A 21922-nucleotide genomic window follows, 5' to 3' on the forward strand; every position below is an offset into this window, starting at 1 on the left:
CAGGAGCGCATCAAACTGAAACTGAAAGGTCTGAGCCCGGTAGAGTACCGGGAGCGGGCCCAATCGGCCGCCTGACCCCGTCCAAGTCTCGGGGGTCACTTCACCTTGGGGGCTTGGCCGCGGCATCCATGCCGCGGACACTCCCGCAACCGGACCCACCCCGCCTTCGACAGTTTCCGCGATCTGTCGGAACGGCGTACTGCTCTGGTAGGTGTCGACCTTGGTCGACACGGTAGATCCACGCCATGCGTGGATGCTCTTCGATCAATTGTCGAAATGTTCGAACTCGATGGAGATTCATCCACGCATGGCGTGGATCCATCAGATCGCGGAAATCTGTCAGAGGTGGGGCGGTGTCGGAGTGCGGGGTGTCAGCCGCATGGATGCGGCTGCCAAGCCTACATGGACGTACTTGCGGCGTCCCCGCACTCCGACACCGCCCCGCCATCCCAAGGAATACCAGCTTTTGCCGTGGCCGTTGAGGTTGCCGGCCAGCGGCCGGCACTACCAGGGTGCAGGGCACAGCCCTGCCGAAAAACACACATAAAAAAACAGCAGGCCGAGGCCTGCTGTTTCGGTGTAATGGTGCGCCCGGAGAGATTCGAACTCCCGACCGCCTGGTTCGTAGCCAGGTACTCTATCCAACTGAGCTACGGGCGCCAATTACATGAACTTGTTGTGCTGACTGTGTATGGTGCGCCCGGAGAGATTCGAACTCCCGACCGCCTGGTTCGTAGCCAGGTACTCTATCCAACTGAGCTACGGGCGCGCGGTACACAATCAAATTTTACTGCATTTCCAGCGGCGGATGCTGGAAACCTGTCGAGTGGTGCGCCCGGAGAGATTCGAACTCCCGACCGCCTGGTTCGTAGCCAGGTACTCTATCCAACTGAGCTACGGGCGCCCTGCGACAGGAGCGGAATTATGCGGATGTCGGCGCGTACCGTCAACAGTTTTGTGAAAATTTTCATCCAACTGAATGAAAAAGCTGTCAGCCACAGCATCAGGGGCCTTCAGCCACGCGAAATGATCGGCGCGCGTGCCCAGTTCCTGCGTGGACAGCACGCGCAGCTGCGCGTCCACATTCGGCAGCTTCGCCAGCAGCGTCTGCATCGATCCGGTGGGGGCCAACCAGTCGTGCTCCATCAGCACCGCCTGTGCGCTGCCATGCACACGCGCCATCTGCGCATCGAGGTCTTCGTCCATGCCGACGGCGGCGTAATGGTTGTTCAGGCCGACGCGTGCCCAGTCGGCAATCAGTCCGCGCGCTTCGGTGCCACCAAAGCCGAGGCGACGGCCATGCAGCACGCCCTGGCGCTGTGCGATCCACGGCAGGAAGCGGTAGACCAGCGGCAGCAGCCAGCCACGCGGTGGTGGGAATCCGCGCCAGAACGGTGAGCCGCTGGCGGCCAGCCACAGCCGGTTGAAGTGCTGCGGGTTGCGGCCGGCATGCACGCAGGCCAGCTGCCCGCCCAGGCTATGGCCGCCGATGATCCAGGGCAGGGCGTCGCCTTCGTCATCCGCTGCGGCCAGGACGGCCTGGCTGGTCGGCAGATCCTGTTCGAGTACCTCGCGATAGCCCCAGTCCTGCGTGCGCGATGGGCGCAGCGAACTGCTGCCGTTGCCGCGCCACTCGTGCAGGTAGACCGCCACGCCCTTCGCCGCCAGCGCCAAAGCCAGTGGCAGGTAGTGGCGCGCGGCCACGCCCAGTGCCGGCAGCCACAGCAGGCGTGCGATGGGCTGTGCGGGCACGCAGGCGATCACCTCGAAGCGATGGCCGTCGTCGCACTGCACGGCAAGGACGCTCGGCGTCGGGCTCATGCGTGGGGTGCCGCGCCGAAGTGGTCGAGCACCAGCACCTCGCTGCGGCCGGGGGCATAGCCCTGCTGCAGGCCGCGTGCAACGTAGTCGATACCGGCTTCGCAGGCGTTGGCCAGGCTCAGGCCATTGCACAGCTGCGCGGCGATGGCCGAGGCCAGCGTGCAGCCGGTGCCATGTGCGTCCAGCGGCAGGCGCGCGTGGATGAATTCTTCGCTGCTGACGCCGTCGAAGTAGCGATCGATCACGCGATTGCCCTCATGCAGGTGGCCACCCTTGAGCAGCACTGCGCCGGCACCGAGGTCGAGCAGGGCCGAGGCGGCCTGTTCTGCGTCTTCGCCGTTGCTGATCTTCCGGCCGACCAGCAGTTCTGCTTCCGGCGTATTGGGGGTGATCAGCGTGGCCAGCGGGATCAGGCGCTCACGCATGGCCTGCAATGCGCTGTCTTCCAGCAGGCGTGCCCCACTGGTGGCGACCATCACCGGGTCCAGTACCACGTGTGGCGGGCGGTGCTTTTCGAGTGCATCAGCGACGGCATGGATCACTTCGGCGTTGGCCAGCATCCCCAGCTTCACCGCGTGGATGTCGAAGTCGTCGAAGCAGGCATCCAGCTGCGCGCGCAGGAACTCGATGGGTGGCACGTGCACGGCGATGACGCCGCGGGTGTTCTGCGCGGTCAGTGCAGCAATCGCGGAAAGGCCATGCACGCGGTGTGCGGCGAAGGCCTTGAGGTCAGCCTGGATGCCGGCGCCACCGCCGGAGTCGGAGCCGGCGATGGTGAGGGCGGAAACGGGAGTGGTCGGGCTCATCGGTTGATTGTGCCGTGGTCCCGCAGGGGAAGGTAGATCCACGCCATGCGTGGATGTCCTTGATTCAATACCGCCAACGCGCCCATTGCTGGTACAGCACATAACCCAGCCCGGTCAGGCCAGTCAGCAGGGCGGGGGCGAGCAGGGCGTCGTACTGCCAGCGCATGAACAGCCAGGCGCCGAGGACGCCGCCGGCGAGGAAGCCGCTGATGATCAGGCCGCTGAGGGTCAGCCGCCGTACCTGCAGCGGCAGCCCACGCAGCAGGTGGCCGAGGCCGATGCCGAGGTCGGTGAACATGCCGCTGAGGTGGGTGGTGCGCACCACTGCGCCACTGAAGGTGGTGGCCATCGCGTTCTGCAGGCCGCAGGCCATGGCGGCGGCCAGCGCGCCCCAGATCTGGTGTTGTTCAAAGAGCGGAATGGCCACCAGCAGCAGCGCCGATTCCAGCGCCAGTGCCACGCCATAGCGCCGGCCCAGCTGCAGGGCGCTGTCCTGGATCAGCAGGCCGCTGAGCATCGCGCCCAGCGAGAACGCGATCAGCAGCCCCCACAGGTGCCCGACGGCGCGCCAATCCCCCTGCGCCAGCGCCATGCCCAACTGGCTGGTACTGCCGGTCATGTGGCTGACCGCCTGGTGCTCGAAACCGAGGAAGCCGACCACGTTGACCATGCCGGCCACGCACGAGAGCGCGACCGCGCCGATCCAGACCCAGGTGGGCAGGCGTATTCCCATCGGCGGGGCCCCTCAGGGCCCGCCGAAGCCGCCGTTGAACTGCAGCTCGCTGAAGGTGTTGCTGGCCGGGTCGAACACCGCGCCCCAGAACTGCGCGCCGCCATCGCAGACGCGGATCGCTTCGCGGGCCGGATTGATGCCGCTGTCGTCGGGCAGGTGGAAGGCGTTGATGTAGATCAGCCGCTTGCCGGTGCTTTCGATGCCGACGTACTGGCGGTCGAAGTCCAGCACCTTCGGCACCTGCGCTTCCAGCGACGACAGCTTCGCCTCCAGCTGGTCGATCTGCTGCCGGCTGGGCGCCCAGTACCCCGACACCCGCCCGGCCTCGCGGCCGGGGCTGGTGCGCGAGCAGGTGTCGAGCACCTGCGCGGCGATGATCGGGCGGGTGACCACCCAGGACTGTCCGGTGCGCTCGGCGGTCGGCACGCTGGTCGGGCCGCGAATGGTGGTGCAGGCGCCCAGGGTGGCTGCGAGGGTGATCGCAGCCGTGGGCAGCAGCAGGCGGGTGCAGCGGTTCACAACACCTCCGAAGCGTAATCGGCCAGGCGCGAGCGTTCGCCTCGGCGCAGGGTGATGTGCGCACTATGCGGCCAGTTCTTGAAACGATCCACCGCGTAGGTCAGGCCCGAGGTGGTCTCGGTCAGGTACGGGGTGTCGATCTGCTCGACGTTGCCCAGGCAGACGATCTTGGTGCCGGGGCCGGCACGGGTGATCAGCGTCTTCATCTGCTTCGGGGTGAGGTTCTGCGCCTCGTCCAGGATCAGGTAGCGCGACAGGAAGGTACGGCCGCGCATGAAGTTCATCGAGCGGATCTTGATGCGGCTGGCCAGCAGGTCGTTGGTGGCCTGGCGACCCCAGGTGCCGCCTTCCTGGTTGTGCGTGAGCACTTCCAGGTTGTCGGTCAGCGCGCCCATCCACGGCGTCATCTTCTCCTCCTCGGTACCCGGCAGGAAGCCGATGTCCTCGCCGACGCTGACCGTGGCGCGGGTCATGATGATCTCGCGGTAGCGCTGCTGGTCCATCGTCTGCGCCAGGCCGGCGGCCAGCGCCAGCAGGGTCTTGCCGGTACCGGCGGTGCCCAGCAGGGTGACGAAGTCGATCTCCGGATCCATCAGTGCGTTGAGCGCGAAGTTCTGCTCGCGGTTGCGCGCACTGATACCCCAGACGGCGTGGCTGCCGTGGCGGAAATCATCGACCAGCGACAGCACTACCTTGCCGTCGCCGACCACGCGGCTGACGCGCAGTTCGACTTCGTCTTCGCCGGGCAGGTAGACGTACTGGTTCGGGTACCACTCCTCGCCGTCCTGCGCCTGGATTTCGTAATGGCTGCGGCCCTTGTCGCTCCAGCTGCGCAGGTCGTCACCGTGGCGCTTCCAGAAGTCTTCCGGCAGCTCGGTGGCGCCGGTGTAGAGCAGGCTGAAATCGTCCAGCGCGCGGTCGTTTTCGTAGTCCTCGGACACGATGCCGGCGATGGCGGCCTTGATCCGCAGGTTGATGTCCTTGGAAACGAACACCACCGGCAGGTCCGGCGTTTCTTCCTTCAGCGCCAGGATCGCGCCAAGGATGGCATTGTCGGGAATGACCTTTCCAAAGCTCTTGCCCGCGTCGAAGTGGCTGGTCTGGAAGCGCAGCTTGCCGGCGCTCTGCTTGCCGCGCAGCTGCAGGCCGTTGGGGCGCTGCAGCGGAATGCCGTCGGCCAGGTTGTCCAGGCCGGATTCCTGCACCAGTTCGTTGAGGAAGCGGCTCACCTGGCGGGCGTTGCGGCTCGCTTCGGAGGTGCCCTTCTTGCCGTTGTCCAGCTCCTCGATCACCTGCATGGGCAGGTAGATGTCGTGCTCCTCGAATTTGAACAGCGCGGTCGGATCGTGCATCAGCACGTTGGTATCCAGCACGTAGATGCGCTTGCCTCGGGTCATCGTCGATTCCTGGTTACGGACAGGGAAAAACCACCACGGCCTGCTGCGGGGCAGGGTGATGGCAGACACAGTAGGCAGTGGGACTCACTTGGACTGGGAGGCCTTCAGTTCGGCGAGAACGGCATCGGCATGGCCGGCAACCTTGACCTTGCGCCAGGACTGCACGATGCGGCTGTCGGGGGAAATCAGGAAGGTGCTGCGTTCGATGCCACGTACCTGCTTGCCGTACATGTTCTTCATCTTGATCACGTCGAAGGCGCTGCACAGCGCTTCGTCGCCATCGCTGACCAGCGGGAAGTTGAAGCCCTGCCTGGCACAGAAGTTGTCGTGCGACTTCACCGAGTCGCGAGAGACGCCGAGTACGACCGCGCCGGCCTTCTTGAACTTCGGCAGCAGGGCGTTGAAGTCGATGCCTTCGGTGGTGCAGCCGGGAGTGCTGTCCTTGGGGTAGAAGTACAGCACCAGCCACTGGCCGGCATAGTCGCCGAGAGTGGCCTGGTCGCCACCGGACAGCGCCAGCGGCAGGGAGAGGGTGGTGCTGTCCAGGGTATCGCCGTTGTTCATGAGGTCCTTCTGTCGAGCCTGGGTTGTTTCTACGACAATTGCATGAAACGCCACGCGCCCGTGAGAGGCGCGCGAAAAATCCGCACTCCCAATCAGAATTTCATCGGGTCCATGATCGCGTCCAGGTTCAGGTGGTCGCAGAACTCAAGGAAATCGTCGCGCAGCGCGGCGATGTGCATGTTGGCCGGCACGCCGATGGTGACCTGAGCACTGAACATTTCCGCACCGGTCTGCATGGCGCGGTAGCGCGTGCTCTGCAGGTTCTCGATGGTGATGCCCTGGCGGTCGAAGAAATCGGCCAGCTGGAACAGGATGCCCGGCTTGTCGGCGGCGATCACTTCGACAATGTACGGCAGCAGGTTGGACTGCGCCTGCTTGGCCGCGGTGCGGTACCAGACCAGCTTCAGGCCTTCCTCGCGCTCCAGCCGGGTCAGCATCGCCTCCAGCTTGGCCACCGAGTCCCAGGAGCCGGTGGCCAGGGCGGTGACCGAGACATCGCGGCCGACCGTGGCCAGGCGTGCGTCCACCAGATTGCAGCCGCTGTCGGCGATGCGGCGGGTGACGGACAGCAGGGGGGACTCCGGATGCGTCGTATAGGCGTTGATCAGGAGGTGGTTTTCGCTCGGCGCGGGGCGCGGGGTGGTGTCGGTCAAGGCGATTCCGGGTAATGCATGCGTTAGTCTGAATGCCCGCCAGAGGCGGGGATCCACCGGTGTCCAGCATACTTGCCCGTGCTTTCGCGCCGCAAGTAACATTCAGGTCGCCCCCGGCCTTTCGTGGCGGGCGTTTTCCCTTTCCAGCCAAGAGCAGCACGTCCTTGTCCCTTTCCGGCCTCATCACCGCGCTGGCGACCCCGTTCCGGGCCGACGGCGCCCTCGATCCCGACGGTTGGCAGCGCCTGCTGCACCTGCAACTGGAAGGTGGCGTCCATGGCGTTGTCGTTGCCGGCTCGACCGGCGAAGCGGCAACCCTCACCGATGCCGAGTACGACCTGCTGCTGGCCAGCGCGGTCGAACGCATTGGCGGCCGCATCCCGGTCATGGCCGGCACCGGCCTGTCCGGTACCGCCAAAACCATCGAACAGACCCGTCGTGCGGCCGCGCTTGGCGCCAGCCATGCACTGGTGGTCACCCCGCCCTACGTGAGGCCGACCCAGGCCGGCCTGATTGTCCATTATCGTGCGGTCGCCGACCAGGGCGGGTTGCCGGTCGTGCTGTACAACGTGCCCGGCCGTACCGGTTGCGACATGCAGCCGGAGACCGTGGCCGAACTGGCCAGCCACCCCAACATCGTCGGCATCAAGGAGGCGGTGGGCGACACCGGCCGGGTGCAGGCGCTGCTCGCACTGCGCAGCCCGCAGTTCGCCGTGCTCAGCGGCGACGACGGTACGGCCGCGCGTTCGATCCGGGCCGGTATCGACGGCCTGATCTCGGTCGGCTCCAACGTGCTGCCCGGCGCCTACCGCCGCATGTGCGAGCTGGCCGCCGCCCATGACCACGAAGCCACCGAGTCCTGGGATGCGCGCCTGCAGCCGTTCCATGATTTCTGCGGTGTTGAACCGAACCCGATTCCGGTCAAGGCGCTGCTGCGCCGTATCGGCATCGGCCATGACCTGCGCCTGCCGCTGCTGCCGCTGTCGGCGCCGCACCACGCGGCCGCCGACCATCTTGCCGGCGACATCGCCGCCCTTGAAGCCCTTTCCAGCCACTGACCTTTCGTCTTGGTCTGACCCAGGAGATTCACATGCGTCAATCCGTTTCCACTGTCCGCGTGCTGTCCTACGCCCTGCTTGCGGTGGCCGTTGCCGCCGGCACCACCGGCTGCTTCAAGCGTGGCGTCAAGGGCGACTATGCCCTGGCCCCGGAAATGCGTCCGCTGGAAGTGCCGCCGGACCTCAACCTGCCGGCCACCACCGGTGACAACAAGGTGCCGGCGCTGGTGTCGGCCACCAAGCCGGCAGCACCGGCGGCCGCGGCTCCGGCCGTTGGCAATACCGGTTTCACCATTGCTGGTGGCAAGGATGAAGCCTTCGCCAAGGTCGGTACCGCGCTGGAAGGCGTGGAGGGCGTGACCATCGCCAGCCGCGCCCAGTTGCTCGGCTCGTATGACGTGGCCTACGAAGGCAGCAACTTCCTGGTCCGCGTGGTCGCCGTCGATGCCGGCGCCTACATCTCCGCGGTCGACCCGCGTGGCCTGCCGGCCACCGCCGAAGCGCCGGTGAAGCTGATCGCCGCGCTGAAGGCGAAGCTGGCCCAGTAAGGGCTGCCTCTGGTAGAGACTGACCTTGGTCGGTGCTTCTGTGCCAACCAAGGTTGGCACCTACCGGATCGCAAGGTTGGCATGCCGTATCGCGAGGTTGGCATACCGGTTCTGCGGTTGGCGTTCACCGGAAAACAGAAAAGGGCGCCCGTGGGCGCCCTTTTCGTTGCCGCCGTGGGCGCTTCTCAGCGCTCCAGCAGCTTCAGCTTGTCCGGCTTGCCATCCCATTCGCCGGCGTCGGCGGGCGGGTCCTTGCGCACGGTCAGCACCGGCCACTCCTTCGCCAGCTCGGCGTTGAGGGCGACGAAGCCTTCCTGGCCGGCGGGGACATCGTCCTCCGGGAAGATCGCATTGACCGGGCACTCCGGCTCGCAGAGGGTGCAGTCGATGCACTCATCCGGGTCGATCACCAGGAAGTTCGGGCCTTCGTGGAAGCAATCCACGGGGCACACTTCCACGCAATCGGTGTGTTTGCACTTGATGCAGTTTTCGGTGACGACAAAGGGCATGGGCTGGGGGTGGATCGATTCCTGAACCCGCCAATTCTAGAACAGGTTGGCCCCCGCTGTCGGCGCGGGGCGGAAATCGGGCGTCTGGCAGGCGCGGCCGTGGCAGTCATTGGCGGCAGGGCGGGGCCTGTGCGACGCTGCGGGTCAGCCGGCTGCGTCGGGTGGCCGGCCCCCTTCCCAGCAGGATCGTCAATGTCGCCAGCCAAGCCCAGCATCGCACCCCATGGCGGTGAGAACACTGCATTCATCGTCCTGATCAGCTGCGTGGCCACGCTCGGTGGATTCCTGTTCGGCTTCGACAGTGGTGTCATCAATGGCACGGTCGATGGCCTGCGCCAGGCCTTCAACTCCAGCGAGGCGGCGCTCGGTTTCGAAGTCGCCTCGATGCTGCTGGGCTGCGCGATCGGTGCGTTCCTGGCCGGCTGGCTGGGCGACCGCCTGGGACGCCGCGGCGTCCTGATCGTGTCGGCGCTGATGTTCCTGGTTTCGGCGCTGGGCGCCGGCGCAGCCCACGCCTCGTGGCTGTTCATCGTGGCCCGCGTGCTGGGCGGCTTTGCAGTAGGGGCGGCCAGCGTGATGTCGCCGGCCTACATCGCCGAGGTGGCCTCGGCGCGCTATCGCGGGCGCCTGGCCACAGTGCAGCAGATGGCGATCATCTGCGGCCTGTTCGCGGCGTTCCTCAGCAACTACCTGCTGGCCCGCGCCGCCGGGGCGTCGACCGAGCCGTTGTGGCTGGGTCATGAGGCCTGGCGCTGGATGTTCTGGATGCAGGCGCTGCCGTCGGGGCTGTTCCTGCTGTTGTTGCTGGTGATTCCGGAAAGCCCGCGCTTCCTGGTCCTGAAGGGGCGCCAGCAGCAGGCGAGGGCGGTGCTCGCGCGGCTGTACGGCGAGGCCGCAGCGGCGGCCAAGCAGGCCGAGATCGAAACCAGCCTGGCCCAGGACCAGCACAAGCCGCGCTTCGGCGACCTGCGCAACAAGGCCACCGGCAAGCTGCGGCCGATCCTGTGGGTGGGTATTGGCCTGGCCATGTTCCAGCAGCTGGTCGGCATCAACGTGGTGTTCTACTACGGCGCAGTGCTGTGGCAGGCGGTCGGCTTTTCGGAAAGCGACGCGCTGTTGATCAACGTGCTGTCCGGTGGGCTGAGCATCGGTGCCTGCCTGCTGACGGTGCTGTTGATCGACCGCATCGGGCGCAAGCCGCTGCTGTGGATCGGCTCGGTCGGCATGTCGGTGGCGCTGGTGCTGATGGTGGTCGCGTTCGCCAGTGGCAGCCTGGCCGACGGTCGACTGCAGTTGTCCGACGGCATGGGCCGGCTGGCGCTGGTCGCGGCCAACGTCTACGTGGTGTTCTTCAACATGTCCTGGGGCCCGGTGATGTGGGTGATGCTGGGCGAGATGTTCCCCAACCAGATCCGCGGCCCGGCGTTGGCTGTTGCCGGTGCGGCGCAGTGGACGTCGAATTTCGCGATCACCGTGACCTTCCCGATGCTGCTGGCCGGCATCGGCCTGGCCGGCGCCTATGGCATCTACGCGGTCGCGGCGATCCTCTCGATCGTCTTCGTGGTCCGCTACGTACGCGAGACCAAGGGCAAGGAGCTGGAGCAGATGGAAGGCTGACGGCGACTGGCTTCGGTTGCGTTCCGTTGGCGCCTGCTTGTCCAGAGTGTGAGAGGGCGGCCTGCCCCTCCTGACAGTTCATGGTGCGTGCGGATGCGGCGAAGCGCTGGTCGGTTGTTGCCGCAGCTCGCGGGAAACCGTCCAGAGCCGGTGGGGTCACCCAGGGCAGGACCGTTGGCGCCATGGATGGCGCCATCGAGCCCCCATGGATGGGTTTACGGCGTGTCCTGCCCTGGGTGACCCCACCGGCTCAAGCCGATTGCAGGCCCGGAAAACAGAAAAGCCCGCACAAGGCGGGCTTTTTCGGTTCCTGCTGCAGCGACTGGCGCTCCCTAGGGGACTCGAACCCCTGTTTTAGCCTTGAGAGGGCCACGTCCTAACCACTAGACGAAGGGAGCGTAACTGTGTCGCTGCCGAGGCAGGAGCGCTAGTATATGCACCTCGATGCCATTGGGCAATCCCGAAACTTCAACCGGAAGCGCCAACATCATTTCCTCTGCTACATCACCGTTCAGCCTGCGCGTCATCCCGCGCGACCAGCACACGATCTCCCGCAAGGACATCAGCCCGAACGCCCTGCGCGTGCTTTATCGCCTGCGCGATGCCGGCTTCGGCGCCTACCTTGTCGGCGGCGCGGTGCGCGACCTGCTGGTCAATGGCCAACCCAAGGATTTCGACGTGGCCACCGACGCCACGCCCGAACAGGTCAAGCAGCTGTTCCGCAACTGCCGCCTGATCGGCCGCCGTTTCCGCCTCGCCCACGTTGTGTTCGGCCGCGAGATCATCGAAGTCGCCACCTTCCGCGCCAACAGCGATGACGGTAGTGGCGACCGCGAGATGGAAAACGGCATGCTTGTGCGCGACAACGTGTACGGCACCATCGAAGACGACGCCGTCCGCCGCGACTTCACCTGCAACGCCCTGTACTACGCCATCGAGGACTTCTCGGTGCGTGACTACACCGGTGGCTTCGAAGACGTGCAGGCGCGCCTGATGAAGCTCATCGGCGACCCGGTACAGCGCTACCAGGAAGACCCGGTGCGCATGCTGCGCGCCGTGCGCCTGGCGGCCAAGCTCGGCTTCCAGATCGAAGAGGGCACCGCCGCGCCGATCCCGCAGCTGGCTGGCCTGCTCAACGAAGCCGCGCCGGCACGCCTGTTCGAGGAAGTGCTGAAGCTGTTCCTGTCCGGGCACGGCGTGGCCAGCTTCGAAGGCCTGGAGCGCTACGGTCTGCTCGACGTGCTGTTCCCGGAAAGCGCCAGGGCGTTGAAGTCCAACCGCACCGGCGCGCTGCGCCGCATGCTGGTAGAGGGCCTGGCCAATACCGATGCCCGCGTGGCCAACGACGAGCCGGTCTCGCCGGCGTTCCTGTTCGCGCTGCTGCTGTGGCCGGCGTTCTGCCGCGCCCAGGCGACCCTGCTCAAGCAGGGCGTGGCGCCGGAAGAGGCGCAGCGTCGTGCCGCCGACCGCGTCACCGTGCAGCAGCTGAGCACCATCGCGCTGCCGCGCCGCTTCTCGCTGCCGATGCAGGAAATCTGGCTGCTGCAGTCGCGTTTCAGCTCGCGCCAGCGCAAGCGCGTGTTCCGCACGCTCACCCATCCGCGCTTCCGCGCCGCGTTCGACTTCCTCAGCCTGCGCCAGGTGGCCTCGGCCGAGCACGCTGCCGATGTTGAATTCTGGCGCGAGGCACAGGCCCAGTCGGGCCGCGAGCTGGAATCTTCGCTGGACGCGATGCACAGCGAAGAGGGCGATGACGAGAACGGAGCACCGCGCAAGCGTCGCCGTCGTCGCCGCCGCCCGGGGGCCTCGGCCGGTGCAGCTGGCGAATAAGCAATGACGCCAGCGTGGATCGGCCTCGGCGCCAACCTCGGCGATGCGGCCACGACTGTCGGCGCGGCGATCACTGCGCTGGACGGCCTGCCTGGGACCCGCGTGCTGCAGGCCTCGCGCCTGTACGCAACGCCGGCCTGGGGCAATGAAGACCAGCCACCGTTCGTCAACGCGGTGGCCGCGGTCGAAACGTCACTGGCAGCCGATGAACTGCTGCAGGCGATGCTGGCGCTGGAGCAGGGCTTTGGCCGCGTGCGTGATGCGGCGGTGCACTGGGGGCCGCGCGCGCTGGACCTGGACCTGCTGCTGTATGGCGCGCAGGTGCTCGACCAGCCCGGCCTGCAGGTGCCGCACCCCTACATGCACGAGCGTGCCTTCGTGCTGGTGCCGCTGGCCGAAATCGCGCCGGATCTGGCCATCCCCGGGCATGGCCGCGTGCGGGATGCAGTGATGCGGGTGGATGCCTGCGGGATCGCGCCGATAGGGTGATAATGCCCGGGTTATCTCCCCCGGTTATCAGCACATGAGCACCCACGCAGACAGCAAGCCCTGGACCGTTCCCGCCCTGGCCGAGGCCAAGCGCAATGGCCAGAAGCTGGTCATGTTGACCGCCTACGACGCTGGCTTCGCCCGCACTTTCGACGCAAATGGCGTTGACCTGATCCTGATTGGCGATTCGCTGGGCATGGTCGTGCAGGGCCATGATTCGACCCTGCCGGTGACCGTGGCCGACATGGTCTACCACACCCGCGCCGTGGCCCGTGTGCTGCAGCGCGCGCTGCTGGTGGCCGACCTGCCGTTCGGTGCCGATGCCACTCCGGAGCGCGCGCTGGATGCTTCGCTGCAGCTGCTGCAGGCCGGTGCCGAGATGGTCAAGATCGAAGGTGCCGGCTTCAAGGTCGACATCATCCGCTACCTGGTTGAGCGTGAGATTCCGGTCTGTGCGCATCTGGGCCTGACACCGCAGTCGGTGCTGCGCCTGGGCGGCTTCAAGATCCAGGGCCGCGGCGATGCCGCGCGCCAGCTGGTGGAAGATGCCAGGGCCGTGGCCGCTGCCGGCGCCAGCATCATGGTGCTTGAGTGCGTGCCGACCCCGGTTGCCGCCGAGGTGACCGCTGCGGTGGAGGTGCCGACCATCGGCATCGGTGCCGGCCCGCAGTGCGACGGCCAGGTGCTGGTGCTGCACGATTTCCTCGGCCTGGACAGTGGCCATCGCCGCCCCAAGTTCGTCAAGGATTTCCTTGCCGAAGGCGGTTCGGTGGCCGGTGCCACCCGCGCCTACGCCGACGCCGTGCGCGACGGCAGCTTCCCCGACGAACAGCACGCTTACGCCTCATGATCCAGACCTTCAACGAGCTCGGCGCATTGCGCGAGCAGATCGCCCAGTGGAAGCGCGAGGGCCTCCGCGTGGCGCTGGTGCCGACCATGGGCAACCTTCACGGTGGCCATCATTCGCTGGTGACCCTGGCCCGCCAGTACGCCGACAAGGTCGTGGCAAGCATCTTCGTCAACCCGACCCAGTTCGGGCCGAACGAGGATTTCAGCCGCTATCCGCGTACGCCCGAGGCCGATGTGGCCGGGCTTGAGCAGGTCGGCTGCGATGCGGTGTGGCTGCCCAGCGTCGAGGCCATGTACCCGCTGGGCGTGGACAAGACCACGCAGATGCACGCGCCCGGCGTGAGCGAGGTGCTGGAAGGTGCCAGCCGCCCGGGCCACTTCGATGGCGTCTGCACGGTGGTGGCGCGCCTGTTCCTGCAGGTGCAGCCGGACGTGGCCGTGTTCGGCCGCAAGGACTACCAGCAGCTGGCGGTGATCCGGCAGATGGTGGCTGAGCTGTCGTTCCCGATCCAGATCGTCGGCGCGGACATCGTGCGCGACGAGGATGGCCTGGCCAAGAGTTCGCGCAACCAGTACCTGAGCGCCGAACAGCGCCCGGTCGCGACCACCATCCACCGCACCCTGCTGGGCATGCGCGAAGGCTACGTGGCCGGGCAGGCGCGTGATCGCATCGAGGCCGACGCCACGGCGGCATTGCAGGCGGCCGGTTTCCAGGTCGACTATGCGGTGCTGCGCACCCCGGAGCTGGCCGAGCCGACGTTCGATGGCGGTGGCCGCGTAGCGCTGATCGCCGCGCGCCTGGGCTCCACCCGTCTGATCGACAACCTGGAGTTCTGAGCCGCATGCGGCCCGGGGGCGCCCACAATGGGCGCCTCGCACCTTCCCATGGACGGGAGAACGGCAATGAAGACACCCTCCACTGACGCTGGTCGGCTTGCGCAGGCGTTGATCCTGGCCGTGCTGGCTGCCGGCATGCTGCCGGCGCAACTGTTTGGCGGCCTGTTGTTCGCGCTCGAATTCAGGCGCACGCCGATGCCCGCGCTCACCGGCGGTGGACTGATGTTCGGGCTGGGCGTCTGCGTCGCCATCGCGGTGTTCCTGCCGATGGCGTTGCTCCTGCGGTCTCGGTGGCCCCTGCGCCGGACCCGCTTCGTGCTTGCAGGGTCTGCTCTGGGCGCGCTGGCCATGGCCATCCATGAGTGGCCGGGCGCGATCCATGGGCCGCTGCTGCAGCGCCTGCGCTATGTCGATACATTCGATGTGATCAGCTATGGGCTGACGGTGTTGGCTGCAGGGGGCCTGGGCCTGGCCTCCGGGCTGGCCTTCCATACGGTGTTCAGGCTGTCACTGCAGGGCGGTGCCGTCCATGCCACGCCGCCGCCGCCGGGCGAGGGCGCCTGAACGGCCTTCAGCGTCCTGCCGCAGGCCCCTGACGACGGCCAAGCGGGTGCTAGAATCCGCTCTTTCCTTTGCCGTTGCAGCGCCCCCATGCACCTGTCCCTGCTCAAGACCAAGATCCACCGCGCCACCGTCACCCATTCCGAGCTGAACTACGAAGGCTCGATCGCCATCGATGACAACCTGCTGGCTGCCACCGGCATCCGCGAGTTCGAGCAGGTGCACATCTGGGACGTGACCAACGGTGCGCGCTTCTCGACCTATGCCATCCGCGCCGAAGCCGGCAGTGGCGTTGTCTCGCTCAACGGTGGCGCCGCGCGCCACGTGCAGGTCGGTGACATCATCATCATTGCCGCGTTCGCCAGCATGACCGAGCAGGAAGCCGACAGCTTCAAGCCGAAGCTGGTGTACGTTGATGGCAAGAACCAGATCACCCACACCAACGACACGATCCCGACCCAGGCCGCATGACAACGAACAACGGATTCGACTCGCTGCATTCCCACGCCCAGCGCCTGAAGGGCGCAAGCATCCCCGGCCTGCTCGCCGCCGAACCCGGCCGCGTGCAGGACCTGGCGCTGCGGGTCGGTCCGTTGTACGTCAACTTCGCCCGGCAGAAATACGATGCCGCGGCGTTGCAGGCATTGCTGGCGCTGGCTGCCGACCGTGATGTCGGTGGTGCCATCACCCGCCTGTTCCGTGGCGAGCAGGTCAACCTGACCGAGGGTCGCGCCGCGCTGCACACCGCACTGCGCGGCGACGTGGTCGATGCGCCGGTGGCGGCCGAGGCCTATGCCACCGCGCGCGAGATCCGCCAGCGCATGGGCGTGCTGGTGCGCGCGCTGGAAGACAGTGGCGTGACCGATGTAGTCAGTGTCGGCATCGGTGGTTCCGACCTTGGCCCGCGCCTGGTCGCCGACGCGCTGCGTCCGGTCAGCGGTGCGCGCCTGCGCGTGCATTTCGTATCGAACGTGGACGGCGCGGCCATGCAGCGTACGCTGGCCACGCTGGATCCGGCCAAGACCGCCGGCATCCTGATCTCCAAGACCTTCGGCACCCAGGAAACCCTGCTCAACGGCCAGATCCTGCACGACTGGCTGGGGGGCAGCGATCGCCTGTACGCGGTCAGTGCCAATCCGGAACGTGCCGCCAAGGCCTTTGCCATCGCCGCCGATCGTGTGCTGCCGATGTGGGATTGGGTCGGCGGCCGCTATTCGCTGTGGTCTGCGGTCGGTTTCCCGATCGCGCTGGCGATCGGCTTCGAGCGCTTTGAACAGCTGCTGGAAGGTGCTGCGCAGATGGATGCGCATGCGCTGGATGCACCGCTGGAGCGCAACCTGCCGGTGCTGCACGGCCTGACCGACATCTGGAACCGCAACCTGCTGGGCCATGCCACGCATGCGGTGATGACCTACGACCAGCGCCTGGCGCTGTTGCCGGCCTACCTGCAGCAGCTGGTGATGGAAAGCCTGGGCAAGCGTGTGCAGCGTGATGGCCAGCCGGTCACCACCGATACCGTGCCGGTGTGGTGGGGAGGCGCGGGCACCGATGTGCAGCACAGCTTCTTCCAGGCACTGCACCAGGGCACCAGCATCGTTCCGGCCGACTTCATCGGCTGCGTGCACAACGACGATCCCTACACGATCAATCATCAGGCCCTGCTGGCCAATCTGCTGGCGCAGACCGAAGCACTGGCCAATGGCCAGGGCAGCGACGACCCGCACCGTGATTACCCGGGCGGCCGCCCGAGCACGCTGATCCTGCTCGACGCGCTGACCCCGCAGGCGCTGGGTGCGCTGATCGCCATGTACGAACACGCCGTGTACGTGCAGTCGGTGATCTGGAACATCAACGCCTTCGACCAGTTCGGTGTCGAACTGGGCAAGCAGCTGGCCAGCGGCCTGCTGCCGGCGCTTCAGGGCGAGGATGTGGCCGTTGCCGACCCGATGACCCGCGAGATCCTTGCGCAGCTGAAGGGCTGAGGCTCTGGTAGTGCCGGCCGCTGGCCGGCAACCTCATGAACGATCGAAGCATCACCTGGATGCCGGCCAGCGGCCGGCACTACCGGAGCGGACGGGTTGGCGGCCAGCGGCCGGCACTACCATGAAGGGCGTGGTGCCTCAGCGGCTCGGGTCGCGTTCCGGGCTGGGCCGCTTGGCCAGCTTGCGCTGCAGCGAGCGCCGGTGCATGCCGAGCAGGCGCGCGGCTGCCGACACATTGCCGCCGGTCTCGTGCATCGCCTGCTGGATGTGTTCCCACTGCAGGCGGCTGATCGGTGTCATCGCGTCGGGCACTTCCATTTCGCCATCGTCGGCCGGGCCGTCATCCTCCTCGCCCAAAGCGCGAAGGATCATCGGTACCGTGGCTGGCTTGGGCAGGTAATCGTCCGCACCGAGCTTGATCGCTTCCACCGCAGTGGCGATGCTGGCGTAGCCGGTCACCAGCAGGATGCGCATGTCCGCGCGCAGCGCACGCAGCGGCTGGATCAGCGCCAGGCCGGAATCGCTGCCCAGCTTCAGGTCGATCAGGGCGAACGCGGGTGGGTGCTGGCGGGCCAGTGCCAGCGCACTGGCGGCATCCTGCGCGGTCTGCGTTTCAAGTCCCTTGCGGGCCAGGCTGCGCTGCAGGGTGCGCAGGTACAGTTCGTCGTCGTCGACCAGCAGGCCGAGGGTTGAGGCGCTCATGGGGTTTCCTCGCGTGGGGCCAGCGGCAGGCGGAAGCCGACGCGGCTGCCGGCCCCCTGGGCCGGGCGCATCCACATCTCGCCGTCGAGGCGTTCGATCGTGGCATGGGACAGGGCCAGGCCGACCCCCATGCCTTCACTCTTGCTGCTGCCGAACAGCTTGCCCGGCAGCACCGCGGCGCGCGCGTTGAAGCCGTGGCCGTAGTCGCGTACTTCGCCGATCAGATCGTCGCCTTCGATGCGCAGGTCCAGGTCCACGCGCGGCCGGCCGGCCTGTTCGCCGGCATCGGCGGCATTGTTGAGCAGGACCATCAGCAGGTGGCCCACGCCCGGGTCGAGCGGCAGCCGCAGCGGCGCATCGTCGTTGCGGTGCAGGTCGATGGTCGGTCGCACCAGGCGCCATTGCTCCAGCACCTGCTGCGCGCTGGAATGGCTGCGTCCGGGCGCATCGGCCGAGGCCGGTGCGGCCAGCGCCAGCACGCGCTCACGGCACTGCACCAGCAGCTCGCGCAGGGTTTCCATGTCCTCGCGCACTTCCGGCTCTTCACTGCGTTCGGCCACGTCGTCGGCGAGCAGGGTCATGGTTGCCAGCGGCGTGTTCAGTTCATGCGCCACCGAGGCGGCATGGGTGGCCAGGGCGACGATGCCCTCGTTGCGGGCGAAGCGCTCGCGCAGCGCCGACAGTTCCAGTTCGCGCTGGCGCAGCGCCAGCGCCAGCCGGGTGGAGAAGGTCAGCACCACCGCAGCGGAGATCAGGAAGTTGGCGACCACGCCCCAGCGGTTGAGGTCCTGCGCGCGGAAATAGCCGTCCGGCAGGGGCTGGCCGAAGATGCCGCTGGCGGCGTAGCCGAGCAGGCAGGCCAGCGCGACCGCCAGCGCCCAGCGCAGGGGCAGGGCGAACGCGGCCAGTGCGATCAGGATCAGGAACAGCGAGCTGAACGGATTGGCCATGCCACCGCTCCAGCCCACCATCCAGGTCAGGATGATCACGTCCACCAGGATGTGGCCGAATGCGGTCAGCGGCGCGGTGTCGGCCGCTTCCGGGCGCAGCTGGGTGTAGATGTTGAACAGGGCAAGCACCGCCACACCCGCCCACAGCGGCAGCTGCGGCAACGGCAGCCCCAGCACCCAGGTGGCGACCAGGATGGTGGCGGCCTGGCCGCCTACTGCAAGCCAGCGCAGGCTGCACAGGGTTCGGAGAAACGGGGCGTCGGGACCGGTCATTCACGCTCATCGTATGCGTTCGCGCGTGACCGTGCCTGCGACAATCGGCCGCAGCCGTGCCGCCGGCTGAATGCGAGTCACCCCGAATGCAGGGCCGGGCGGTAGAATGCGCCCATGCACGACGCCGTCACCCGCCCGACTCCGCCCTCCGATGCCACTGCCTGGCCGCGCCGCCAGACCCATGCCGTCCAGATCGGCGGAGTCACCGTGGGCGGAGGCAAGCCGGTGGTGGTGCAGTCGATGACCAACACCGACACCTCCGACGTCGCCTCCAGCGTGAAGCAGGTGGCCGAGTTGTGGCGTGCCGGTTCGGAGATGGTGCGGCTGACCGTCAATACCGTGGAAGCCGCTGCGGCGATCCCGCGCATTGTCGACAAGCTGGCGATGATGGGCATCGACGTGCCGCTGATCGGCGATTTCCACTACAACGGCCACCAGCTGCTGACCGCCGAACCGGCATGTGCCGAAGCACTGGCCAAGTACCGCATCAACCCGGGCAACGTCGGCTTCGGCAAGAAGAAGGATCTGCAGTTCGCCCAGCTGATCGAATTCGCCATCCGTTACAACAAGCCGGTGCGCATCGGCGCCAACTGGGGCTCGCTGGACCAGGCCCTGGCGGCGAAGCTGATGGACGAGAACAACCTGCGCGAACAGCCCTGGGACGCCGGCCGCGTGCTGCGCGAGGCGCTGATCCGCTCGGCGCTGGATTCGGCCGAGCAGGCGGTGGAGCTGGGCCTGCCGCGCGATCGCATCGTGCTGTCGGCCAAGGTCAGTGGCGTGCAGGAGCTGATCGCGGTGTACCGCGACCTGGCGCAGCGCTCCGACTTCGCCCTGCACCTGGGCCTGACCGAGGCCGGTATCGGCAGCAAGGGCATCGTGGCATCGTCCGCGGCGCTGGGCGTGCTGCTGCAGGAAGGCATCGGTGACACCATCCGCATCTCGCTGACCCCGGAGCCGGGCCAGTCGCGCACGCAGGAAGTGATCGTCGCCCAGGAACTGCTGCAGACCACCGGCCAGCGTGCCTTCACGCCGCTGGTCACGGCCTGCCCGGGCTGCGGCCGCACCACTTCCGAGTTCTTCCAGGAGCTGGCCAAGGTGGTGCAGAACCACGTGCGCGAGAAGATGCCGCTGTGGAAGATCCACCACCCGGGGGCGGAGAACATGACCCTGGCGGTGATGGGCTGCATCGTCAACGGGCCGGGCGAATCGCGTCACGCCAACATCGGCATCTCGCTGCCGGGCACGGGTGAGACGCCTGCGGCGCCGGTGTTCGTCGATGGTGAGAAGAAGGTGACCCTGCGTGGCGACAACATCGCCCAGGAGTTCGTCGCCCTGATCGACGATTACGTCGAACACACGTATGTCCGAAGCGCCGGATAAGCCTGCGATCCTCGCCGCACCGGAGTCCGCCTCCGGCTTCCGCCACTGGATGGCGCGCAACGCCTGGCGCCTGGTCCTGTTGTTCGGTGGCGTGCTGCTGCCGTTGGCAGGCTTTGTTGCCCTGGCGGATGAAGTGCACGAGTTTGAATCGTTCCATTTCGACGCGCCCCTGCTGTGGCAGATGCATGGCCTGCATTCGCCCTGGCTGGACCGCTTCTTCGTGCTCATCTCGAAACTGGGCTACGAGTGGTTCCTGATCCCGGCCGACGTGCTGATCATCGGCGTGCTGCTGGGCTACCGGCGCTGGCGCGAGGCGACCTTCGTCGCGGTCAGCTTCGTAGGGTCGGCGCTGCTGAACATGGGCAGCAAGCAGTTCTTCCAGCGGCAGCGCCCCAGCCTGTGGGAATCGATCGCGCCGGAATCGACGTTCAGCTTCCCCAGCGGGCATGCGATGGGTTCGATGACCCTTGCCGTGACCTTGGTACTGCTCGCCTGGAACACCCGTTGGCGCTGGCCGGTACTGATGCTGGCACCCGCGTTCAGCCTGCTGGTAAGCGTGTCGCGGGTCTATCTGGGGGTGCATTACCCCTCCGACATCCTGGCCGGATGGTGTGCCGCGCTGGTTTGGGTGGTAGGGTGCTATCTGGTCATGTTCAGTCGCCGGCACCCTTGGCGACGTCACGGCCCGCCGCCAGCGAAGGCCAGCGAAGCACCAACACAGGGGGTTTGACGTGGATGGCCCTTGAGGGACGTCTACGTGATAGATCAGTTGTTTCGTTGCAGCAGGTTCTGCAAGACAGGGGGCAAGCACAACGCGCGGTACTGTGATGCGCAAGGCAGATCGCCGACGCCGCATTCCGGACGCGCTTGCAGGGTATCGGCACCCTGCCTAGCTTGACCTGCAATGGCCGCATTCGAAGAGGTACATGAATGACGATTCGAGTCTACCTGGTGGATGACCACGCGCTGGTCCGCACCGGTATGAAGATGATTCTGTCGGGGGAAACCGACATCGAGCTGGTGGGCGAAGCCGAGACCGGCGAAGACGCGCTGCGTGAAGTCCGCCAGCTGCTGCCGGATGTGGTGCTGTGCGACCTGCACCTGCCGGGCGTGAGCGGCATGGAAGTGACCGAGCGCATCGTCCGCAGCCACCGCAATACCCGCGTGGTGATCGTGTCGGTACTGGAAGACGGCCCGCTACCCAAGCGCCTGCTCGAAGCCGGTGCGGCCGGTTACATCGGCAAGGGCTGCGATGCGCAGGAACTGCTGCGTGCGGTGCGTGATGTGGCGGCCGGTCGTCGCTACCTGGGCACCAGCATCGCGCAGAATCTGGCGCTGTCGACAGTGGAAGGCAATGGTTCGCCGTTCGACAACCTGTCGCCGCGCGAGCTTGAGGTGGCGCTGTTGCTGACCCAGGGCCTGCGCCAGGAAGACATCGCGCGGCGCCTGAGCCTGAGTGCGAAGACGGTGAACACGCACAAGGCGCGGTTGTTCGAGAAGATGGGGATCCACGACAACATCGCGCTGGCGCGGATGGCCAGCCAGTACGGGTTGGTGGATCCGGCACGGCCGCTGTAAGGGGTTCGGCCAACGGCTGAGCCCCTCGCGGTGTGCGGCCGGATTCGTGGGGTTGGCCCTGCGGAGGGATTGCGCAGGGGACGCCGTGAATCCATCCCTGGAGGCTCGGGCGCGCCATCCATGGCGCTTACGCCCCTGCGCAATCCCTCCGCAGGGCCACGGACGGTTTCCGTGCGCCGCCACCGCGGAATGAAGAAGGAAGAGCAGGAGCGGGTCGCGCGCTTTCCGCACTCGTCGCCCGGGGTCGGATCCCTTTCCCGGTGGGA

Annotated in this window: 24 protein-coding genes and 4 tRNA genes; 14 read left to right on the plus strand and 14 right to left on the minus strand. The window is 66.9% G+C overall.

Annotated elements, in window-relative coordinates; genetic code table 11:
- Positions 1-75, plus strand: a 75-nt coding sequence (locus AC5P5R_RS20465) for an IS3 family transposase (protein ID WP_338322609.1), incomplete at its 5' end; no start/stop codon positions are given.
- 508 nt (positions 76-583) lie between these two features.
- Here AC5P5R_RS20465 and AC5P5R_RS20470 read toward each other — a convergent pair.
- From AC5P5R_RS20470 to AC5P5R_RS20515, 10 genes are all read right to left on the minus strand, one after another.
- A tRNA-Arg gene (locus tag AC5P5R_RS20470) sits at positions 584-660 on the minus strand.
- A 32-nt stretch (positions 661-692) separates the two neighbouring features.
- A tRNA-Arg gene (locus AC5P5R_RS20475) sits at positions 693-769 on the minus strand.
- 58 nt (positions 770-827) lie between these two features.
- Positions 828-904: transfer RNA gene (locus tag AC5P5R_RS20480), tRNA-Arg, on the minus strand.
- A complete protein-coding gene (locus AC5P5R_RS20485; RefSeq protein ID WP_100438390.1) occupies positions 895-1821 on the minus strand; it encodes an alpha/beta hydrolase family protein in 927 nt (308 codons plus the stop codon). The genes AC5P5R_RS20480 and AC5P5R_RS20485 overlap by 10 nt, the downstream gene beginning before the upstream one ends.
- Positions 1818-2627 carry a bifunctional hydroxymethylpyrimidine kinase/phosphomethylpyrimidine kinase gene (gene thiD, locus AC5P5R_RS20490; RefSeq protein WP_005409046.1) on the minus strand — a complete coding sequence of 270 codons (810 nt, stop codon included), beginning with the start codon at positions 2625-2627 and terminating at the stop codon, positions 1818-1820. The genes AC5P5R_RS20485 and thiD overlap by 4 nt, the downstream gene beginning before the upstream one ends.
- 64 nt (positions 2628-2691) lie before the next feature.
- Positions 2692-3360: a YoaK family protein gene (locus AC5P5R_RS20495; protein WP_005409047.1), complete on the minus strand. Its 669-nt coding sequence runs from the start codon at positions 3358-3360 to the stop codon at positions 2692-2694.
- A gap of 12 nt (positions 3361-3372) precedes the next feature.
- Positions 3373-3879, minus strand: coding sequence for a hypothetical protein (locus tag AC5P5R_RS20500; RefSeq protein WP_100438391.1), 507 nt, complete (start codon positions 3877-3879; stop codon positions 3373-3375).
- On the minus strand, positions 3876-5276 hold the full coding sequence (locus AC5P5R_RS20505; RefSeq protein WP_005409049.1) for a PhoH family protein: 1401 nt from the start codon (positions 5274-5276) through the stop codon (positions 3876-3878). Before AC5P5R_RS20505 ends, AC5P5R_RS20500 begins: the two co-directional genes overlap by 4 nt.
- 84 nt (positions 5277-5360) lie before the next feature.
- Positions 5361-5840: a peroxiredoxin gene (locus AC5P5R_RS20510; RefSeq protein ID WP_005412958.1), complete on the minus strand. Its 480-nt coding sequence runs from the start codon at positions 5838-5840 to the stop codon at positions 5361-5363.
- A 92-nt stretch (positions 5841-5932) separates the two neighbouring features.
- A complete protein-coding gene (locus AC5P5R_RS20515) occupies positions 5933-6493 on the minus strand; it encodes a glycine cleavage system transcriptional repressor (RefSeq protein WP_005409051.1) in 561 nt (186 codons plus the stop codon).
- Between the two features lie 164 nt (positions 6494-6657).
- Here AC5P5R_RS20515 and dapA point away from each other — a divergent pair, with 164 nt between their 5' ends.
- Both dapA and AC5P5R_RS20525 read left to right on the plus strand, forming a co-directional pair.
- On the plus strand, positions 6658-7551 hold the full coding sequence (gene dapA / locus AC5P5R_RS20520; protein WP_100438392.1) for a 4-hydroxy-tetrahydrodipicolinate synthase: 894 nt from the start codon (positions 6658-6660) through the stop codon (positions 7549-7551).
- A gap of 32 nt (positions 7552-7583) precedes the next feature.
- A complete protein-coding gene (locus AC5P5R_RS20525) occupies positions 7584-8099 on the plus strand; it encodes a hypothetical protein (RefSeq protein ID WP_005409053.1) in 516 nt (171 codons plus the stop codon).
- Between the two features lie 185 nt (positions 8100-8284).
- Here AC5P5R_RS20525 and fdxA read toward each other — a convergent pair whose 3' ends face one another.
- Positions 8285-8608 (minus strand): ferredoxin FdxA, encoded by a 324-nt coding sequence (fdxA, locus tag AC5P5R_RS20530; protein WP_005409054.1) that lies wholly within the window; start codon positions 8606-8608, stop codon positions 8285-8287.
- 192 nt (positions 8609-8800) lie between these two features.
- On the opposite strand from fdxA, the gene AC5P5R_RS20535 reads away from it, so the two are divergent.
- Entirely contained in the window at positions 8801-10225 is a 1425-nt protein-coding gene (locus tag AC5P5R_RS20535) for a sugar porter family MFS transporter (RefSeq protein ID WP_100438393.1), read from the plus strand.
- A 323-nt stretch (positions 10226-10548) separates the two neighbouring features.
- Here the strand turns inward: AC5P5R_RS20535 and AC5P5R_RS20540 are convergent.
- A tRNA-Glu gene (locus AC5P5R_RS20540) sits at positions 10549-10623 on the minus strand.
- A 52-nt stretch (positions 10624-10675) separates the two neighbouring features.
- On the opposite strand from AC5P5R_RS20540, the gene pcnB reads away from it, so the two are divergent.
- The 7 genes from pcnB (at position 10676) to pgi (ending at position 16773) form a co-directional block, all read left to right on the plus strand.
- Positions 10676-12055, plus strand: a complete 1380-nt coding sequence (gene pcnB, locus AC5P5R_RS20545) for a polynucleotide adenylyltransferase PcnB (RefSeq protein WP_032965757.1) — start codon at positions 10676-10678, stop codon at positions 12053-12055.
- A 3-nt stretch (positions 12056-12058) separates the two neighbouring features.
- Positions 12059-12544 (plus strand): 2-amino-4-hydroxy-6-hydroxymethyldihydropteridine diphosphokinase, encoded by a 486-nt coding sequence (folK, locus tag AC5P5R_RS20550; RefSeq protein ID WP_012479761.1) that lies wholly within the window; start codon positions 12059-12061, stop codon positions 12542-12544.
- A 34-nt stretch (positions 12545-12578) separates the two neighbouring features.
- On the plus strand, positions 12579-13394 hold the full coding sequence (gene panB, locus AC5P5R_RS20555; protein WP_005409058.1) for a 3-methyl-2-oxobutanoate hydroxymethyltransferase: 816 nt from the start codon (positions 12579-12581) through the stop codon (positions 13392-13394).
- The gene (panC, locus tag AC5P5R_RS20560; protein WP_012479762.1) at positions 13391-14230 is read left to right on the plus strand and encodes a pantoate--beta-alanine ligase; all 840 of its coding nucleotides are present in this window, start codon (positions 13391-13393) and stop codon (positions 14228-14230) included. Before panB ends, panC begins: the two co-directional genes overlap by 4 nt.
- 66 nt (positions 14231-14296) lie before the next feature.
- Positions 14297-14794 (plus strand): hypothetical protein, encoded by a 498-nt coding sequence (locus AC5P5R_RS20565; RefSeq protein WP_044569834.1) that lies wholly within the window; start codon positions 14297-14299, stop codon positions 14792-14794.
- An 87-nt stretch (positions 14795-14881) separates the two neighbouring features.
- On the plus strand, positions 14882-15262 hold the full coding sequence (gene panD, locus AC5P5R_RS20570) for an aspartate 1-decarboxylase (RefSeq protein WP_005409061.1): 381 nt from the start codon (positions 14882-14884) through the stop codon (positions 15260-15262).
- A complete protein-coding gene (gene pgi, locus AC5P5R_RS20575) occupies positions 15259-16773 on the plus strand; it encodes a glucose-6-phosphate isomerase (protein ID WP_012479764.1) in 1515 nt (504 codons plus the stop codon). Before panD ends, pgi begins: the two co-directional genes overlap by 4 nt.
- Positions 16774-16911: 138 nt before the next feature.
- On the opposite strand, the gene AC5P5R_RS20580 is transcribed toward pgi, so the two are convergent.
- On the minus strand, positions 16912-17475 hold the full coding sequence (locus tag AC5P5R_RS20580; protein ID WP_005409063.1) for a response regulator transcription factor: 564 nt from the start codon (positions 17473-17475) through the stop codon (positions 16912-16914).
- Positions 17472-18698: an ATP-binding protein gene (locus tag AC5P5R_RS20585; RefSeq protein WP_012479765.1), complete on the minus strand. Its 1227-nt coding sequence runs from the start codon at positions 18696-18698 to the stop codon at positions 17472-17474. The genes AC5P5R_RS20580 and AC5P5R_RS20585 overlap by 4 nt, the downstream gene beginning before the upstream one ends.
- Before the next feature lie 114 nt (positions 18699-18812).
- Here AC5P5R_RS20585 and ispG point away from each other — a divergent pair, with 114 nt between their 5' ends.
- The 3 genes from ispG to AC5P5R_RS20600 all read left to right on the plus strand — a co-directional run bounded on the left by ispG (position 18813) and on the right by AC5P5R_RS20600 (position 21656).
- Positions 18813-20078, plus strand: coding sequence for a flavodoxin-dependent (E)-4-hydroxy-3-methylbut-2-enyl-diphosphate synthase (ispG, locus tag AC5P5R_RS20590; RefSeq protein WP_005409065.1), 1266 nt, complete (start codon positions 18813-18815; stop codon positions 20076-20078).
- Positions 20059-20808, plus strand: a complete 750-nt coding sequence (locus AC5P5R_RS20595) for a phosphatase PAP2 family protein (RefSeq protein WP_005409066.1) — start codon at positions 20059-20061, stop codon at positions 20806-20808. Before ispG ends, AC5P5R_RS20595 begins: the two co-directional genes overlap by 20 nt.
- A gap of 200 nt (positions 20809-21008) precedes the next feature.
- A complete protein-coding gene (locus AC5P5R_RS20600; RefSeq protein WP_164281713.1) occupies positions 21009-21656 on the plus strand; it encodes a response regulator in 648 nt (215 codons plus the stop codon).
- Positions 21657-21922: the final 266 nt, after the last annotated feature.

The sequence above is a fragment of the Stenotrophomonas sp. YJH_SMC_19 genome, assembly GCF_059367915.1.